The sequence below is a fragment of the Clostridium sp. AF32-12BH genome, from assembly GCF_003477935.1.
In the GTDB taxonomy this organism is placed as follows: Bacteria; Bacillota; Clostridia; order Lachnospirales; family Lachnospiraceae; genus Brotaphodocola.
The window spans coordinates 12,441-28,966 of the sequence record NZ_QUEH01000003.1 but is presented as its reverse complement, the minus strand read 5'-3'; the positions used below and the strand labels follow the sequence as shown (position 1 = coordinate 28,966).

Below are 16,526 nucleotides of genomic sequence, written 5' to 3'. Positions count from 1 at the left end.
TTGACAAGTGTTTTTCGGACTACTATAATTAGTTCAACTTTAAGGGCACGGCTTCCTGAAGGTTCAGGAAGCCTGTTTTCATTAAGAGGAGGAAATATTATGAAGAAAAAACTGCTTAGTTTTGGTATGGCAGCTATGATGGCAGCATCTTTAGCAGCATGTGGCGGCAGCAAGCCGGCAGAGACTACCGCGGCAGCAGGCGATGCTGAGACCACTGCAGCAAAGGGTGCAGAGACTGAGGCAGCAGCAGAAGGCGGCACCTTAAAAGTTGGTGTCATCGGACCGTTAACCGGTGCAGGCGCAGCTTACGGTAATGCAGTAGCAAACGGCGCAGAGCTGGCAGCAAAGGAGATCAACGAGGCTGGCGGTATCAACGGTATGATGATCGAGACCAAGGCTGAGGATGACGAGAACGATCCGGAGAAATCCATCAACGCATATAACACCTTAAAAGACTGGGGTATGCAGGTATTAGACGGTCCGACCACTTCCAAACCGTGTATCGCTGTAGGTGCAGAGGCAGAGGCTGACAACATGTTCCTGATCACTCCGTCCGGTTCCGCAGTTGAGTGCGTAGCAACCGATAACGCATTCCGCGTATGCTTCGCTGACCCGGATCAGGGTACTGCTTCCGCTAAGTACATTGGCGAGAACAAGCTGGCTACCAAGATCGCGATCATCTACGACAGCTCTACCGAGTATTCTTCTGGTATCCGTGAGGCATTTGTTGCAGAGGCAGCAAACCAGGGTCTGGAGATCGTAGCTGACGAGGCATTTACCGCAGACAGCAATACCGACTTCTCCGTACAGCTCGACAAGGCAAAAGACGCTGGCGCAGAGCTGGTATTCCTTCCGATCTATTATCAGGAGGCTTCCATCATCTTAAAGCAGGCACACGACAAAGAGTTCGCTCCGATCTTCTTTGGCTGTGACGGTATGGATGGTATCCTTTCTGTAACGAACTTCGATACTTCCCTGGCAGAGGGTCTGATGCTCTTAACCCCGTTCTCCACCACTGAGGAGAGCAGTAAGGCATTCACCGAGGCTTATGTAGCAGCTTACGGCATCGAGCCGAACCAGTTCGCTGCAGATTCCTACGATGCAATTTACGCAATCAAGGCAGCAGTTGAGCAGGCTGGCGTTACCGCCGATATGAGCGCTTCCGATATTTGTGATGCATTAAAGTCAGCTATGACCGAGATCTCTATTGATGGTCTGACTGGTGTAGGCATGGTTTGGAATGCAAACGGCGAGCCGAACAAGGCACCGAAGGCTGTTAAGATCGTAAACGGCGAGTACGAGATGCAGTAATTGGCGGTTTACGCGATGTGAAAAAACAATGTGAAAAAATGAAATCACGTTGTCAGGCACGCATATGTGAACAGCAACGCAATATCCAAAAGGGGATCGTCTTACGTGGGCGGTCCTCTTTTTTGCTTTACACAGTACAAAGTCGCAAATAACATACCAACTGATTGAAGCTCAAATTTTCCTTTGTATGTCCTGACCTGCGATGTTTTGCAGGTTTGTCTTTGGTTAACGGACAAATGGTGCAGTTTCACGAACTTCTGCTTGAACTTCAAATATGACTATGTTATAATTCCAGTTATGTTTTATTCTATAGGAAAAAAGTAAAGAGGTGGTAGGTACATGAGTTTTCTGTCTTATTTGATCAATGGAATCAGCCTGGGCAGTGTCTACGCGATCATTGCGCTGGGTTATACCATGGTTTATGGTATTGCGAGAATGCTGAATTTCGCTCATGGTGATATTATTATGGTTGGTGGCTTTGTGATCTTTACCATGGTCAGCACCCTGGGACTTCCGCCGCTTGCAGGCGTGCTGGTCGCAGTTATCGCCTGCACGGTGCTTGGCGTTGTGATCGAGCGTGTGGCTTATAAACCGCTGCGCGGTGCATCTTCCCTTGCGGTCTTAATTACAGCCATCGGTGTCAGCTATCTGCTGCAGAATGTGGCACTGCTGATCTTTGGCTCCAACGCGCGCCAGTTTACATCCGTTGTGAACGTGCCAAGCTTAAAGCTGGCCGGTGGTGCGCTGTCTATTTCCGGTGTTACCATGGTTACAATCATTACCTGTATTGTCATCATGGTGGCTCTGACAACCTTTATCAACAAGACCAAGGTTGGTCAGGCTATGCTGGCGGTATCTGAGGATACCGGCGCTGCAACACTGATGGGTATCAATGTAAACAGCACCATTGCGATCACCTTTGCAATCGGTTCTGCACTGGCAGCAGTTGCAGGTGCACTGCTTTGCTCCGCATATCCGTCCCTGACTCCGTATACTGGCTCCATGCCTGGTATTAAGGCATTCGTAGCAGCTGTATTCGGTGGAATCGGTTCGATTCCGGGCGCACTCATCGGCGGCGTGCTGTTAGGTGTGATCGAGAACCTTTCCAAAGCATATATTTCTTCCCAGCTTTCCGATGCGATCGTATTTACCGTACTGATCGTGGTGCTTCTGGTACGTCCTACCGGAATCCTGGGCAAAAAGATTACGGAGAAAGTGTAGGTGAATGGAATGAGGAAGAACAGTATATTTGTCCAGAACGGCATCACCTATGCAATCGTGATCGCCTGCTGGATCCTGGTGCAGATCTTAACTGCGACCGGAAATATGACAAGTTTGTTAAAGGGACTTCTGGTTCCGCTTTGTATTTATGTGATCCTGGCTGTATCGTTAAACTTAACGGTTGGTATTCTGGGTGAGTTAAGCCTTGGACATGCAGGCTTCATGTGTGTCGGTGCGTTTACCGGCGCATTTTTCACAAAATGCATGGAAAATGTGATCCCGTCTGTGGGCATGCGTTTCTTCCTGGCACTCATCATCGGTGCAGCAGTTGCTGGCGTATTCGGAATTATCATCGGTATTCCGGTACTGCGTCTGAAGGGTGACTATCTTGCAATCGTAACGCTTGCGTTTGGCGAGATCATTAAAAACCTGATCAACGTAATGTATGTAGGACTGGATTCCAACGGATTCCATTTCTCCATCAAGGATACCACTTCCCTTGGCATGGGAGCAGATGGCGTTGTCATCATCAAGGGTGCACAGGGTATTACCGGTACCCCGAAGGCAGCAACTTTCACGGTAGGTATCATTCTGGTACTTTTGACTCTGTTTATCGTACTGAACTTGATCAATTCCCGTACCGGCCGTGCGATCATGTCCATCCGTGACAACCGCATTGCGGCAGAGTCTGTGGGAATCAATATCACCAAATATAAGCTGATGGCATTTGCAATCTCAGCAGCACTGGCTGGCGTGGCAGGTGTGTTATATGCACATAACTTATCCTCCCTGGCAGCAACCCCGAAGAACTTCGGCTACAACATGTCCATCATGATCCTGGTATTCGTGGTTCTGGGCGGACTGGGCAACATCCGCGGCTCCATGATCGCAGCGATCATTTTGACCATGCTCCCGGAGCTTTTACGCGGACTGAACGATTACCGTATGCTGATCTATGCGATCGTGCTGATCGTTATGATGATCTTTACATCCAGCCCGAAAGTAATCGAGATGCGTTCCGTATTTATGGACCGGTTTAAACATAAGAAATCTGCAAAGGAGGCTGCATAATATGGCTATGCTGGAAGTAAAAAATATCGGCATTTCATTCGGTGGCTTAAAGGCAGTCGACAATTTCAGCCTGACCATCGAAAAGGGACAGCTTTACGGCCTCATTGGACCAAACGGAGCAGGTAAGACCACAGTGTTCAACCTGCTGACCGGTGTCTATAAGGCAGATCACGGTTCTATTTTCCTGGACGGAAAAGAGCTGACTGGCAAGAATACTATCGAGATCAACCAGGCAGGAATCGCGAGAACCTTCCAGAACATCCGTCTGTTCAAGGAATTAAGTGTTCTGGACAACGTAAAGGTCGGACTGCACAACCATCATCCGTATTCCACGATCGAAGGAATCTTTCGCCTTCCGCATTACTATAAGGTAGAGAAAGAGATGAATGCCCGTGCCATGGAATTGTTAAAGGTGTTTGACCTGGACAAGGAGTGTAATTATAAAGCATCCAACCTTCCTTATGGTAAGCAGAGAAAGCTGGAGATCGCGCGTGCCCTCGCAACGGATCCGAAGCTTCTTCTTCTGGACGAGCCAGCTGCCGGCATGAACCCGAACGAGACTGCAGAGCTGATGGATACCATCCGCTTTGTGCGCGACCATTTCGATATGACGGTGCTTCTGATCGAGCATGACATGAAGCTGGTTTCTGGTATCTGCGAGAAGCTGACTGTATTAAATTTCGGCCAGGTACTGACCCAGGGCCAGACATCGGAAGTACTGAACGATAAGCGCGTCATCACGGCTTATCTTGGAGAGTAGGAGGTTGGAGCGATGGCAATACTTGAGGTAAAAGACCTGGAAGTCTACTATGGTGTGATCCAGGCAATCAAGGGAATCTCATTTGAGGTAAACCAGGGAGAGATCATCGCCCTGATCGGAGCAAACGGTGCAGGAAAGACAACGACTCTGCAGACCATTACCGGCCTGATCCCGTCGAAAGCGGGTACCATTACCTATGAGGGACAGGATATTACAAAGATTCCGGGTTACAAACTGGTTGGCATGGGAATCGCCCATGTGCCGGAGGGACGCCGCGTATTTGCAGAGCTTTCCGTACTCCAGAACTTAAAGCTGGGGGCTTATACCAGAAACGACAAAAACGAGATGGAAGAAACCCTGAAGATGATCTACGAGCGTTTTCCGCGTCTGGAAGAGCGTAAAAACCAGATGGCAGGAACCCTGTCCGGTGGTGAGCAGCAGATGCTGGCTATGGGCCGTGCGCTGATGTCCCATCCGAAGCTGATCGTTATGGACGAGCCGTCCATGGGTCTGTCCCCGCTCTATGTAAATGAAATCTTCGATATCATCCAGAAAATCAACGCAGACGGTGTGACGGTACTTCTGGTTGAGCAGAACGCGAAGAAAGCGCTTTCCATTGCGAACCGCGCATATGTTCTGGAAACCGGTAAGATTGCGCTCAGTGGAGATGCCAAAGACCTGATGAACGACGATTCCGTCAAGAAGGCATATTTAAGCGAGTAAAAGTAAAAGATTGTGCGAAACGCAACAAAAAGTGAAACAGACGAGGTAATTTGACAAAAAAAGAGAATTTGTTTCAAAATTATAAACTGTCTGAAAATAAAAGAAAAAGGAGTGAAAAGTCCTAGACTTTTCGCTCCTTTTTGTGGTATTATTGCATTACATAGCATTGGGGAAAATTTGATAAGGAGGGTTTACTATGAAGGGCAATGTAATCGTTGGACAGTCCGGAGGGCCGACTGCCGTCATCAATTCCAGTCTTGCAGGTGTTTACCGCACGGCGATCGACCGCGGTGCAAAAAAGGTATATGGAATGCTTTTCGGCATTCAGGGGCTGATGGATGAGCAGTATGTGGATCTGTCCAAATATATCCGCAGTGATCTGGACGTGGAAATCTTAAAGCGCACACCATCTGCATTTTTGGGAACGTGCCGTTACAAGCTGCCGGATATCCATGAGAATCAGGAAATCTACGTGAAGATTTTTGAAATCTTAAATAAATTGAATATCGAATGTTTTATCTATATCGGCGGAAATGATTCCATGGATACCATCAAGAAGCTTTCGGATTACGCAATCTTAACCGGGCAGTCCCAGAAGTTTGTCGGTGTTCCGAAAACCATCGACAACGATCTGGCGCTGACAGATCACACTCCGGGTTACGGAAGTGCGGCGAAGTACATTGCAACCTCCACCAAGGAAGTCATTCGGGATGGACTTGGCTTTTCCTATAAAAAGAAACAGGTGATCATCATCGAGATCATGGGCCGCAATGCAGGCTGGCTGACCGGAGCTGCAGCGCTCTCGCGTGGCGAGGACTGCGACGGACCGGACCTGATCTATCTGCCGGAGCTGACGTTCGATATTGAAAAGTTTACCGGAAGGGTAAAAAAGCTTCTGGAGAAGAAAGACGTCGTGGTTGTGGCGGTTTCCGAGGGAATCCGCATCAAAGACGGACGCTATGTCAGTGAGCTTGGAAGCGCATCCGATTATGTAGATGCTTTCGGACACAAGCAGCTGGCGGGAACGGCCACCTATCTGTCGAATGTGATCCATGCAGAGCTTGGCTGCAAGACCCGTGCGGTAGAATTTTCAACCCTGCAGCGAAGCGCAGCCCACCTGGCATCCCGCGTTGATGTAAACGAAGCCTTTATGGTAGGCGGTGCCGCAGTGAAGGCGGCAGATGAGGGCGATTCCGGAAAGATGGTAGTCATCGACCGCGTTTCGGACGACCCGTACCAGTGTGCAACCGGTATTTACGATGTCCATAAGATCGCCAATGGTGAAAAGATGGTCCCGAGAGAATGGATCACCAAGGATGGTACTTATGTGACCGAAGAATTTATCGATTATGTCAGACCGCTGATCCAGGGCGATTCCCCGTCGGTCATGGTAGACGGAATTCCGCGCCATCTTTACATGGGAAAACGGTAGTTTCTACGATAAAAGTGCATGATTCCCGGACACTCCTGCATATAGTGTTAACAACAGCAAAAAATGTTACTGCTCACAGCAACAAATAAATCTGTTTTTGGCGGGGGAGTGTCTATATGGATCAGTACAGTGTATACCGGGATATCCAGGCCAGGACCGGCGGCGAGATCTATCTTGGCGTGGTCGGACCGGTGCGGACCGGAAAATCAACGTTTATCAAGCGGTTTATGGAGCAGATGGTTTTACCGGGGATCACCGATGAACACCAGAAAAACCGCACGCGGGATGAACTGCCGCAGAGTGCGGCGGGAAAAACCATCATGACGACAGAACCGAAATTTGTGCCCAAGGAAGCAGCTAAGATTGATCTTGGGGAAGACACTCAGGTCCGTGTCCGGCTGGTGGACTGTGTAGGCTTTATGACGGATGGCGCCAGCGGACACATGGAAAACGAAAAGGAGCGCCTGGTGAAGACCCCGTGGTTTGAGGAGAGCATTCCGTTTACCATGGCTGCAGAGATCGGAACGCGGAAAGTCATCCGTGATCATTCCACGATCGGTCTCGTAATCACGACCGATGGCTCGTTTGGCGAACTGGAACGGGAAGCCTACATAAAACCAGAAGAAACGGCAATCCGGGAATTAAAAGAGATCGGAAAGCCGTTTCTGGTACTTTTAAACTCCAGCCGCCCGTATTCAGAGGAAACAAGAACGCTTGCAAAGGATATGGAAGCACAGTATGAGGTCTGTGTCATGCCAGTCAACTGCGAGCAGTTAAAAACCACGGATATTTACCAGATTTTAAAGCAGATCCTGTTTGAATTTCCGGTGACGGAGGTGGATTTCCAGATCCCGAAGTGGCTGGAAATCCTGCCATCCTCCCACTGGTTAAAGCAGCAGGCAGTAAAAGCAGCGAAAAACGCCATGAGCCACATCCGCCGGATGAAAGATTTAAAGCCATCCTGGAAAGATGAAGAGGCAGAGGCGGTAAGCGGTATGGAAACCGGGCGTATGGAACTGTCCGATGGCAAAGTCCAGGTGCGGATGCTGTTTGATGAAGGCTATTATTATCAGATTCTCAGTGATTTTTCCGGACTCCAGATCGCAGATGAATACCAGCTGATGCAGCAGCTAAAAGAGCTGGCAGCGAAGCGCACGGAGTACGATAAGATCCAGAACGCGCTGGAACAGGTGCGGGCAAGGGGCTATGGCGTGGTGACACCGGAGCGGTCAGAGATTGTTTTGGATGAACCGGCGGTGATCCGTCACGGAAACCGTTACGGCGTCAAAATGAAAGCCGAAGCGCCGTCTATCAACCTGATCCGCGCCCAGATCCAGACGGAGATCGCGCCCATTGTGGGGAGCGAGCAGCAGGCGCAGGATCTGATCGCGTATATGAAGGAAAATGCAAACCGGGAAGAAAACGGGATCTGGGAGACAAATATATTTGGAAAATCCATAGAACAGATTGTAGAAGATGGGATTCAGGCTAAAGTGAACCAGATGACGGAGGAGTGTCAGGCAAAGCTTCAGGATGCGCTCCAGAAGATCATCAACGACAGCAACGGAGGCTTGATCTGCATCATCATTTAAACATGTACCCTCGGACTCCGAGAGCACATAGATACAAAAGGAGGGTGCCATATGAGACTAGTTTTCAGCGGAGCAGCACATGAGGTAACAGGCAGCTGTCATTATCTGGAAGTGGGAACAACAAAATTTCTGGTTGACTGTGGTATGGAGCAGGGTGTTAACATTTATGAAAATGTAGAACCGCCGGTGCCGTGGTCGGATATCCAGTTCGTACTTCTGACCCATGCGCATATTGACCATGTAGGTATGCTGCCTTACATTTATGCGAGAGGATTTAAAGGCAGGGTCATCGCAACCAATGCGACCTGTGACCTGTGCAACATCATGTTAAAGGACAGTGCGCACATTCAGGAGATGGATGCGGAGTGGAAGAACCGGAAGGCAAGACGTGCCGGACGCCCGGAGGTTCCGCCGTTATATGAGATGAATGATGCGCTGGGCGTTTTGGAGCATTTTGAAGGCTATAATTATGGAGAGATTGTGGAAGTCAACGATGAGGTTTCCATCCGGTTTACGGATATCGGCCATCTTCTTGGTTCTGCCTCGATCGAGATCTGGATGAAGGAAGACGGTGTGGAGAAGAAGATTGTCTTTTCCGGTGATATTGGCAACTTCAACAAACCGCTGATCCGCGATCCGATCTACACAGCGGAAGCAGATTATGCGGTGATGGAGTCCACCTACGGGGACCGGTTCCACCAGAAAGGAAAAGACCATATTTCCGAGCTGGTGCGGATCGTCCAGGAAACGCTGGACCGCGGCGGCAATGTGGTGATTCCTGCTTTTGCGGTAGGTCGTACCCAGGAGCTGCTTTACTATTTCCGTCAGATCAAATCCCAGCATCTGATCCGGGGACACGATAATTTTGAAGTTTATGTCGATAGCCCGCTGGCCGTGGAGGCCACCCACGTATTCAAGGAAAACCAGGTGGAGTGCTACGATGAGGAAACAAAGGAACTGGTTGAGGAGGGCATCAACCCGATCTCGTTCCCGGGCTTAAAGCTTTCCGTAACCAGCGACGAATCCATTAACATCAACTTCGATGCCAAACCAAAGGTTATCATCTCTGCTTCCGGTATGTGCGATGCAGGCCGTATCCGCCACCATTTAAAACACAATTTGTGGCGCAAGGAATGTACGGTGGTCTTTGCCGGTTACCAGGCAGTGGGTACCATCGGAAGGGCACTGGTGGATGGAAGCAAGGAAGTAAAGCTTTTTGGTGAGAGTATCGATGTGGAGGCACACATTGAGGTGCTTCACGATATCAGCGGTCATGCGGACCAGAATGGACTTTTGGCCTGGGCCCTGGCATTTGAGAAGAAGCCGCAGCAGTTCTTCGTGGTTCATGGCAATGACGAGGTCTGCGACCGCTTTGCGGAGCTTTTAACCGAAAAGACCGGCGTGCCGGCCAAGGCACCGTATTCTGGTGCGGAATTTGATCTGATCAAAGGCATCTGGGTACGCGAGACTGCCGGAATCCCGATCCCGGCCAAGAGCGCACCGGCGAAGAAAGCGAGTGGAGTCTTTGCGAGACTTCTGGCTGCAGGCGAGCGCCTGATGGGCGTCATCCGCCGCAACGAGGGCGGAGCCAACAAGGATCTGGGAAAATTCGCAGACCAGATCAATGCATTATGCGATAAATGGGACAGATAGGAGAAATTAGATTATGTCAAAAGTACAGATTTACACAGATGGTTCGGCGAGAGGCAACCCAGACGGACCGGGCGGATACGGAGCCGTGCTGCATTTTACGGACAGCAAGGGCGTGCTCCACGAGCGGGAATTGTCTGCCGGCTACAAAAAGACCACCAACAACCGGATGGAGCTGATGGCGGCAATCATGGCTCTGGAGGCATTAAACCGCCCCTGCGAGGTAGATCTGTACTCAGATTCCAAATATCTGACGGATGCCTTCAACCAGCGCTGGATCGACAACTGGGTGAAGAACAACTGGAAACGCGGAAAGAGCGGTCCTGTGAAGAATATTGACCTCTGGGAGCGTTTATTAAAGGCAAAAGCACCACACCGTGTGAACTTTATCTGGGTGAAGGGACATGCCGGGCACCCGCAGAATGAGCGGTGCGACCAGCTGGCTACAACGGCAGCAGACGGAACGGATCTTCTGGTGGATGAAGGACTGGATGCGTAGAAGTGCTGGAAGCCGCTGATTTGTTGTGGAAGCGGTAACTGTTAAGGCTTTCTTACAATTTTTTACTTCTTTTGAACTTATATTTTCATTTCGTCCTGTTTGTGGTATGTTAAGTTCAGCAATAAACAGCCGGTACCGGGTCTCTGACTGGTGCAGGCGGTGTATTTATATGGAACAGACAGAATCATACCACAGACAGGATTGAAGAAATTTATGAAATTAAAAGGAATCTGGGTAGCCATTGCAGTGATCTGCGTGGCTGGGATTGGCGTAACGAATTATTCCGTCCGGCATTTGGTAGCTGGTGGGAACGAATATGTTTCGGAACTCTCAGAAGGAAGCAAGGAATCCGAAACCACGACCATAGCGGAAGAAGCTGTGGCACAGGCACAGGGCATGCAGGAGGCACAAGAAAAAGCACAGGTATTGTCCGGGGCTGTGCAGGCGGAAAAAGGACAGGCAAAAGCTGGACAAACAGAATCCGGACAGACGTCGGCTGGTGCTGGGCAGACAAAAAGCGGTCAGACATGGACTGGTGTAGGGCAAACAGAAGAAGCACAGATAGCAGCAGGCAATGCCGGGGCATCAGAGTCGCAGCCGCTTCTTAAAGCGGCACCGTCGTCCGAAGTGCAGAGATCACCGGAAGCCGGGGCTGCAGTACAGGCACAGGCAATGGATGAGTCCATGTATCCATCAGAGACTGCACAGGCAGAAAAAAACGGGATTATGTCCCAACTTGCCAAACTGGACGAGCAGGCACAGAGCCGGCGTGAGGCAGCTGCGGACGGAAGTGCCAATGCCATGAAGGCAGCAGCAGACTCGGAACGGAAAATCTGGGAAAACAAGCTTCAAGGGATTCTGGAAGTGCTGGAACAGCAGCTGTCCGGTGAGGAAAAGAACACGTTTTTTGCAGAACAGCGAAGCTGGGTGCGAGATCGTGAGAGTACTGCGGTATCAAACTCAAAAAGACAGAATGGCAGTGCATTGGAAGAACTGGAATATATCCGTTTCCTGCGGGACATCACAAGAGAGCGGGTCTATGAACTGGCAGAGCGTTATGAAGCGATTCTGGACGGAAAAAATGAATAATCGCTTCCTGTTTGTATGGCGTGAACAGGAATGAAGGATCAGAGCAGGCAGGAACCAGATGTTCCTGCCTGTTTGGGTCTTGATAATTGTCTTTTCCTATGGTAAGATACAAAGATGAATTGATATATTTTCTGAACAATAAGGAGGAATTTACTATGGCAGCAATCGCAACAAGTCTGATTGGATATACCGTAAAAGCCGTTATCTTTGCAGCAGTCGCGTACGCGGGCATTATCTGCGGCAAGAAGTTCAGAGACAAGAAAGATGCAGACCGCGCATAAAGGGCGGTCTGGCAAAATCCAGCTGTTTCCTGTTTCATACAGCAAACAGTGATAATACGGAGGAAGTAGTAAAGTGAAGAAGTATGGAGTAAATGAACTGAGAAGAATGTTCCTGGAGTTCTTTGAGAGCAAGGGACATCTGGCAATGAAGAGCTTTTCCCTGGTGCCGCACAACGACAACAGTCTGCTCCTCATCAACTCCGGTATGGCACCGTTAAAGCCTTATTTCACCGGACAGGAGATCCCGCCAAGAAGACGTGTGACCACCTGCCAGAAGTGTATCCGTACCGGTGATATCGAAAACATCGGTAAGACTGCACGCCACGGCACCTTCTTTGAGATGCTGGGCAACTTCTCATTCGGCGATTATTTTAAGGACGAGGCAATCCACTGGTCCTGGGAGTTCTTAACTGAGGTTGTAGGACTGGAAAAAGACCGTCTGTATCCGTCTGTATACCTGGACGATGATGAGGCATTCAACATCTGGAATAAGGAGATCGGTGTTCCGGCAGAGAAGATCTTCCGCTTCGGCAAAGAGGATAACTTCTGGGAGCATGGCGCTGGTCCGTGCGGTCCGTGTTCTGAGATCTACTATGACCGTGGTGAGAAGTACGGCTGTGGTAAGCCGGGCTGTACCGTAGGCTGTGAGTGTGACCGTTACATCGAGGTATGGAATAACGTATTCACCCAGTTCGAGAACGACGGACATGGCAACTATACCGAGTTAAAGCAGAAGAATATTGATACCGGTATGGGTCTGGAGCGTCTGGCCGTGGTTGTTCAGGATGTAGATTCCCTGTTCACCGTAGATACCAACAAGGCACTTCTGGATGAGGTTTGTGCCCTGGCACACACCGAGTATCAGGTAGACTATAAGAAAGATGTTTCCCTGCGTATCATCGCTGACCATGTGAAGTCCTGTACTTTCATGATCTCCGACGGCATCATGCCGTCCAACGAGGGCCGTGGCTATGTTTTGCGCCGTCTGATCCGCCGTGCGGCACGTCATGGACGTCTGCTTGGCATTGAGGGCAGATTCATGCCGGAGCTTTCCAAGACGGTCATCGAGCTTTCCAAGGATGGTTATCCGGAACTGGAAGAGAAGAAAGCTATGATCTTAAAGGTTCTTGCAGAAGAGGAAGAAAAGTTCAACAAGACCATCGACCAGGGTCTTGCAATCCTTGCAGATATGGAGAGCGAGATGTCCGCAAAGAACGAGACCGTACTTTCCGGCGAGAATGCATTCAAGCTGTACGATACCTACGGATTCCCGTTAGACTTAACCATCGAGATTCTGGAAGAGAAGAACCTGACGGTAGACGAGGACGGCTTCCAGGCAGCGATGAAAGATCAGCGTGAGAAAGCAAGAAAAGCACGTAAGACAACCAACTACATGGGTGCAGATGTTACCGTATACCAGTCTATCCCGGCTGAGATCACTTCCAAGTTCGTTGGCTACGACAGACTGCAGCATGAGTCCAAGATCACGGTTCTGACGACCGATACCGAGATCGTGGAAGCTTTAACCGACGGTCAGCGCGGAACCATCATCGTGGATGAGACGCCGTTCTACGGAACCATGGGCGGTCAGTGCGGCGATACCGGCGTGATCACCGGAGAAAACAATGGCACCTTTGTTGTAGAAGATACCATTCACTTACAGGGCGGAAAGATCGGCCATGTAGGACATATGACCAGCGGCATGCTGGCAGTGGGCGAGACCGTTACCTTACAGGTAAATGAGGCTTCCCGCCGTTCTACCGAGAAGAACCACAGTGCAACCCATCTGCTTCAGAAGGCACTGCGCAGCGTTCTCGGTGACCATGTAGAGCAGGCCGGTTCCCTGGTAACTCCGGACAGACTCCGTTTTGACTTTACTCATTTCTCTGCCATGACTCCGGAGGAGATCAAAAAGGTTGAAGATCTGGTAAATGAAAAGATTCAGGAGAATCTGACTGTTGTAACTCAGGAGATGAGTCTGGATGAAGCGAAGAAGACCGGTGCTATGGCACTGTTTGGTGAAAAATATGGTGAGAAGGTCCGTGTGGTTAAGATGGGCGACTTCTCCACGGAGCTTTGCGGCGGTACTCATGTGGCTTCTACTGGCACGATCCATGCGTTCAAGATCTTCTCTGAGGCAGGCATCGCAGCAGGTGTCCGCAGAATCGAAGCACTGACCGGTGACGGTCTGATGCGCTACTATGAGAACATGGAGCAGGAGTTAGCAGAGGCGGCGAAGGCAGCAAAGACCACCCCGGCTGATTTAAAGAGCAAGATCGAATCCATGCTGGAGGAGATGAAAGCACTGCACGCTGAGAACGAGAAATTAAAGAGCAAACTGGCAAATGAAGCGTTAGGCGATGTCATGAACCAGGTTCGCGATGTCAAAGGCGTGAAGGTTCTGGCTGCAAAGGTTGCAGATGTCGACATGAACGGCCTGCGCGGACTGGGTGACCAGCTGAAAGAGAAGCTCGGTGAGGGCGTGATCGTTCTGGCATCCGTTCAGGGCGATAAGGTCAACCTGATGGTAACCGCAACCGATGAGGCTCAGAAGAAGGGCGCTCATGCTGGCAACTTAGTCAAGGCCATTGCCGGACTTGTAGGCGGTGGCGGCGGCGGACGTCCGAATATGGCACAGGCAGGCGGTAAGAACCCGGCCGGTGTGGACGCTGCACTTGAGAAGGCTTACGAGACTGCAGCAGAGCAGATCCAGTAAAATATGTTGTAATACACAGACAGCCGGGATACGTTACTGTTTGCGCGATGCGTAAATAGCAGCGTGTTCCGGCTGTCCTGCAAAAAAATACGAAAATCCGCAAAAAAACTTAAAAAAACAGTTGACGAATAGAGATTTTGTGCTATAATCATACCAGTGCTATAAAATACCCAAACAGTTGTATTATGCACAAGTACACAACTGGAGGGAGGTTAGGTGTGAGCTATGTCAAACGTTATCGTTAAAGAGAACGAGAGTCTGGACAGCGCATTACGCAGATTCAAAAGAAACTGCGCAAAGGCTGGTATTCAGCAGGAAATTCGTAAGAGAGAGCATTACGAGAAGCCAAGCGTAAGACGCAAGAAAAAGTCTGAAGCTGCAAGAAAACGCAAATTTAATTAAGTATTTCTCTGATCCCTGGTCTATGGCCAGGGATTTTTTCATATCTTATTTGCAAAGGCTTTGCAGACAGAGACTGGGAGCGATATCGTGTTTGATCAGGCAAAACAGGCTGCAACAGAGCATTTGAAGCTTCCGGGAGATGTAGTTCTTGGAGAAATCCTGTTGTCTTTTTCTGGGAGGTACAGCGTTACCGTGGAAAATTACCGGGGGATCCTGTGGTTTGATGATTCCTGCATTCGTCTGAAAGGGAAAGACTGCAGGCTTCAGATCTGTGGAAAACGATTGAAGATTGAATATTACGACCGGGATGCCATGAAAATATCCGGGCAGATCCAGAGTATGGAATTTTGTGACTGAAAAGAGCAGGACAGGGAGGCGCACCTGTTTTGGAAAAAAGAAAACTGCGACGAAGCGGAAGCGACACAAAAAAGGGAACGGGATGAGTCTGGAACAGTCGGGAGGCGGTATGCAGCGTGCGGTGGCTGAAACAATGCTACACCGGATATGTAAAGGTACGCATGACAGGAGGCTCGCCGGAACGTTTTTTGAATCTGTGCCGGGGAAACGGGATTTTGTTATGGAATCTGACTTTTGAAAAGGAACAGTACCAGTTTTTTCTGCTGCTTTCTGATTTTTTCCGGATCCGACCGTTCGTGCGCAAGGCAGGTGTCAGGGTCCGTGTTCAGGAAAAACTGGGACTGCCCTTTTTTTTATACCGGAACCGGAAACGAAAATTGTTTGCAGCAGGGATCGCGGGCTTTTTTCTCCTTTTATTTGTGATGTCCCGGTTTATCTGGAATATCAGCTTTGACGGGAACCTTCGTTTTTCCAATGATACCCTGAGCAGGGAGCTTCAGGAAATCGGAATAATTTATGGAATGCGAAAGTCCCAGGTGGACTGTGACCGGATCGAGGAGGAGCTTCGGAGTCGCTGTCCCCAGATTGTCTGGGTATCTGCCCATGTAGCCGGTACCAGGCTGCAGATCCGGATCCGGGAAAATGAAACAGCCGGAAAAATTCCATTAAAGGATGAGACACCGCGCAATCTGGTGACCGAAAAGGCAGGAACAGTCGTTTCTATGGTTGTAAGGGCAGGAAAAGCAGCTGTGCAGCCGGGAGATGAGGTGGAAGAGGGACAGCTTCTGGTGGAGGGCATAATTCCGATTACCGATGATTCCGGCGAGGTGGTGCGCAATCTGTTTGTGCGTGCAGATGCAGATATCCTGCTGCAGACCCAGGAAAGCTACCGCGAAACCGTACCTCGTTTTGAACAGATCCAAAGTTATACAGGAAAAGAACAGACCGGATTCCGGCTGCGCATAGGCAGAATAGATCTTCTTGCCATGCTCCCTATACCAAAGAAGAAGCTGTGGGAAGTTACGCGTGCCGGAAAGCAGCTGGTCTTGTTTGAGGACTTTTATCTGCCTGTGTGGGCGGAGAAGATCACGGCCAGGGAATATGAAGTTGTGGAGCGGAAACGTACGAAAACAGAGCTAGATGCCTTAACAAAAGCAGTTCATGAAAGGAAATTACAAGATTTTATACAAAAAGGGGTACAAATAATCGAAAATGATGTTAAAATATTAGATAACAGTACCGGCTGGACCATCTGCGGAAGCATGACTGTGGAGGAGCCTGCCGGGACCGGTCAAAAGCTAGAATAGTTCACAGGTAGAAATTTTCGGAACTGAAAATTTCGTATGATACAGTAATGGCAGCAGATTTTTCCGATTTGGAATGCGAAGCATCGGCAAAATCTCCTTACTGTTCACATACCAC

The 16,526-nt window shown here is 49.7% G+C and carries 15 protein-coding genes; all 15 read left to right on the top strand.

The window, feature by feature from the left end; genetic code table 11:
- Positions 1 to 99 precede the first annotated feature (99 nt).
- The 15 genes from DWZ40_RS03260 to DWZ40_RS03195 all read left to right on the top strand — a co-directional run bounded on the left by DWZ40_RS03260 (position 100) and on the right by DWZ40_RS03195 (position 16,411).
- Positions 100 to 1,311, top strand: a complete 1,212-nt coding sequence (locus tag DWZ40_RS03260) for an ABC transporter substrate-binding protein (protein WP_118540744.1) — start codon at positions 100 to 102, stop codon at positions 1,309 to 1,311.
- Positions 1,312 to 1,650: 339 nt separating this feature from the next.
- Positions 1,651 to 2,532: a branched-chain amino acid ABC transporter permease gene (locus tag DWZ40_RS03255; RefSeq protein ID WP_118540742.1), complete on the top strand. Its 882-nt coding sequence runs from the start codon at positions 1,651 to 1,653 to the stop codon at positions 2,530 to 2,532.
- Between the two features lie 9 nt (positions 2,533 to 2,541).
- A complete protein-coding gene (locus DWZ40_RS03250; RefSeq protein ID WP_118541207.1) occupies positions 2,542 to 3,603 on the top strand; it encodes a branched-chain amino acid ABC transporter permease in 1,062 nt (353 codons plus the stop codon).
- A 1-nt stretch (position 3,604) separates the two neighbouring features.
- Positions 3,605 to 4,363, top strand: coding sequence for an ABC transporter ATP-binding protein (locus DWZ40_RS03245; protein ID WP_118540740.1), 759 nt, complete (start codon positions 3,605 to 3,607; stop codon positions 4,361 to 4,363).
- 12 nt (positions 4,364 to 4,375) lie between these two features.
- Positions 4,376 to 5,086 (top strand): ABC transporter ATP-binding protein, encoded by a 711-nt coding sequence (locus DWZ40_RS03240; RefSeq protein ID WP_118540738.1) that lies wholly within the window; start codon positions 4,376 to 4,378, stop codon positions 5,084 to 5,086.
- Positions 5,087 to 5,282: 196 nt separating this feature from the next.
- On the top strand, positions 5,283 to 6,518 hold the full coding sequence (locus DWZ40_RS03235; protein WP_118540736.1) for a 6-phosphofructokinase: 1,236 nt from the start codon (positions 5,283 to 5,285) through the stop codon (positions 6,516 to 6,518).
- Positions 6,519 to 6,634: 116 nt separating this feature from the next.
- Positions 6,635 to 8,110: a stage IV sporulation protein A gene (spoIVA, locus tag DWZ40_RS03230; RefSeq protein WP_118540734.1), complete on the top strand. Its 1,476-nt coding sequence runs from the start codon at positions 6,635 to 6,637 to the stop codon at positions 8,108 to 8,110.
- Between the two features lie 51 nt (positions 8,111 to 8,161).
- Positions 8,162 to 9,763 carry an MBL fold metallo-hydrolase gene (locus DWZ40_RS03225; RefSeq protein ID WP_118540732.1) on the top strand — a complete coding sequence of 534 codons (1,602 nt, stop codon included), beginning with the start codon at positions 8,162 to 8,164 and terminating at the stop codon, positions 9,761 to 9,763.
- A 13-nt stretch (positions 9,764 to 9,776) separates the two neighbouring features.
- Complete coding sequence (gene rnhA, locus DWZ40_RS03220) at positions 9,777 to 10,259, top strand: ribonuclease HI (protein WP_118540730.1); 483 nt, start codon at positions 9,777 to 9,779, stop codon at positions 10,257 to 10,259.
- A 213-nt stretch (positions 10,260 to 10,472) separates the two neighbouring features.
- On the top strand, positions 10,473 to 11,348 hold the full coding sequence (locus tag DWZ40_RS03215) for a lysozyme inhibitor LprI family protein (RefSeq protein ID WP_118540728.1): 876 nt from the start codon (positions 10,473 to 10,475) through the stop codon (positions 11,346 to 11,348).
- Positions 11,349 to 11,503: 155 nt separating this feature from the next.
- A complete protein-coding gene (locus DWZ40_RS20275) occupies positions 11,504 to 11,629 on the top strand; it encodes a hypothetical protein (RefSeq protein ID WP_279220621.1) in 126 nt (41 codons plus the stop codon).
- A 106-nt stretch (positions 11,630 to 11,735) separates the two neighbouring features.
- Positions 11,736 to 14,345 carry an alanine--tRNA ligase gene (alaS, locus tag DWZ40_RS03210; RefSeq protein WP_243035196.1) on the top strand — a complete coding sequence of 870 codons (2,610 nt, stop codon included), beginning with the start codon at positions 11,736 to 11,738 and terminating at the stop codon, positions 14,343 to 14,345.
- A gap of 225 nt (positions 14,346 to 14,570) precedes the next feature.
- Entirely contained in the window at positions 14,571 to 14,747 is a 177-nt protein-coding gene (gene rpsU, locus DWZ40_RS03205; protein ID WP_005539624.1) for a 30S ribosomal protein S21, read from the top strand.
- 60 nt (positions 14,748 to 14,807) lie between these two features.
- Positions 14,808 to 15,104 carry a YabP/YqfC family sporulation protein gene (locus DWZ40_RS03200; RefSeq protein WP_243035182.1) on the top strand — a complete coding sequence of 99 codons (297 nt, stop codon included), beginning with the start codon at positions 14,808 to 14,810 and terminating at the stop codon, positions 15,102 to 15,104.
- Positions 15,105 to 15,220: 116 nt separating this feature from the next.
- On the top strand, positions 15,221 to 16,411 hold the full coding sequence (locus DWZ40_RS03195; protein WP_118540722.1) for a sporulation protein YqfD: 1,191 nt from the start codon (positions 15,221 to 15,223) through the stop codon (positions 16,409 to 16,411).
- Positions 16,412 to 16,526 lie beyond the last annotated feature (115 nt).

Bases quoted from the DNA above. Each gene is read 5' to 3' on its own strand.
- rpsU (WP_005539624.1), top strand. From the start codon at position 14,571: ATGTCAAACGTTATCGTTAAAGAGAACGAGAGTCTGGACAGCGCATTA.
- DWZ40_RS03215 (WP_118540728.1), top strand. From the start codon at position 10,473: ATGAAATTAAAAGGAATCTGGGTAGCCATTGCAGTGATCTGCGTGGCT.
- alaS (WP_243035196.1), top strand. From the start codon at position 11,736: ATGTTCCTGGAGTTCTTTGAGAGCAAGGGACATCTGGCAATGAAGAGC.
- DWZ40_RS03250 (WP_118541207.1), top strand. From the start codon at position 2,542: ATGAGGAAGAACAGTATATTTGTCCAGAACGGCATCACCTATGCAATC.
- DWZ40_RS03235 (WP_118540736.1), top strand. From the start codon at position 5,283: ATGAAGGGCAATGTAATCGTTGGACAGTCCGGAGGGCCGACTGCCGTC.
- DWZ40_RS03245 (WP_118540740.1), top strand. From the start codon at position 3,605: ATGGCTATGCTGGAAGTAAAAAATATCGGCATTTCATTCGGTGGCTTA.
- DWZ40_RS03260 (WP_118540744.1), top strand. From the start codon at position 100: ATGAAGAAAAAACTGCTTAGTTTTGGTATGGCAGCTATGATGGCAGCA.
- DWZ40_RS03240 (WP_118540738.1), top strand. From the start codon at position 4,376: ATGGCAATACTTGAGGTAAAAGACCTGGAAGTCTACTATGGTGTGATC.
- DWZ40_RS03225 (WP_118540732.1), top strand. From the start codon at position 8,162: ATGAGACTAGTTTTCAGCGGAGCAGCACATGAGGTAACAGGCAGCTGT.
- DWZ40_RS20275 (WP_279220621.1), top strand. From the start codon at position 11,504: ATGGCAGCAATCGCAACAAGTCTGATTGGATATACCGTAAAAGCCGTT.
- rnhA (WP_118540730.1), top strand. From the start codon at position 9,777: ATGTCAAAAGTACAGATTTACACAGATGGTTCGGCGAGAGGCAACCCA.
- spoIVA (WP_118540734.1), top strand. From the start codon at position 6,635: ATGGATCAGTACAGTGTATACCGGGATATCCAGGCCAGGACCGGCGGC.
- DWZ40_RS03255 (WP_118540742.1), top strand. From the start codon at position 1,651: ATGAGTTTTCTGTCTTATTTGATCAATGGAATCAGCCTGGGCAGTGTC.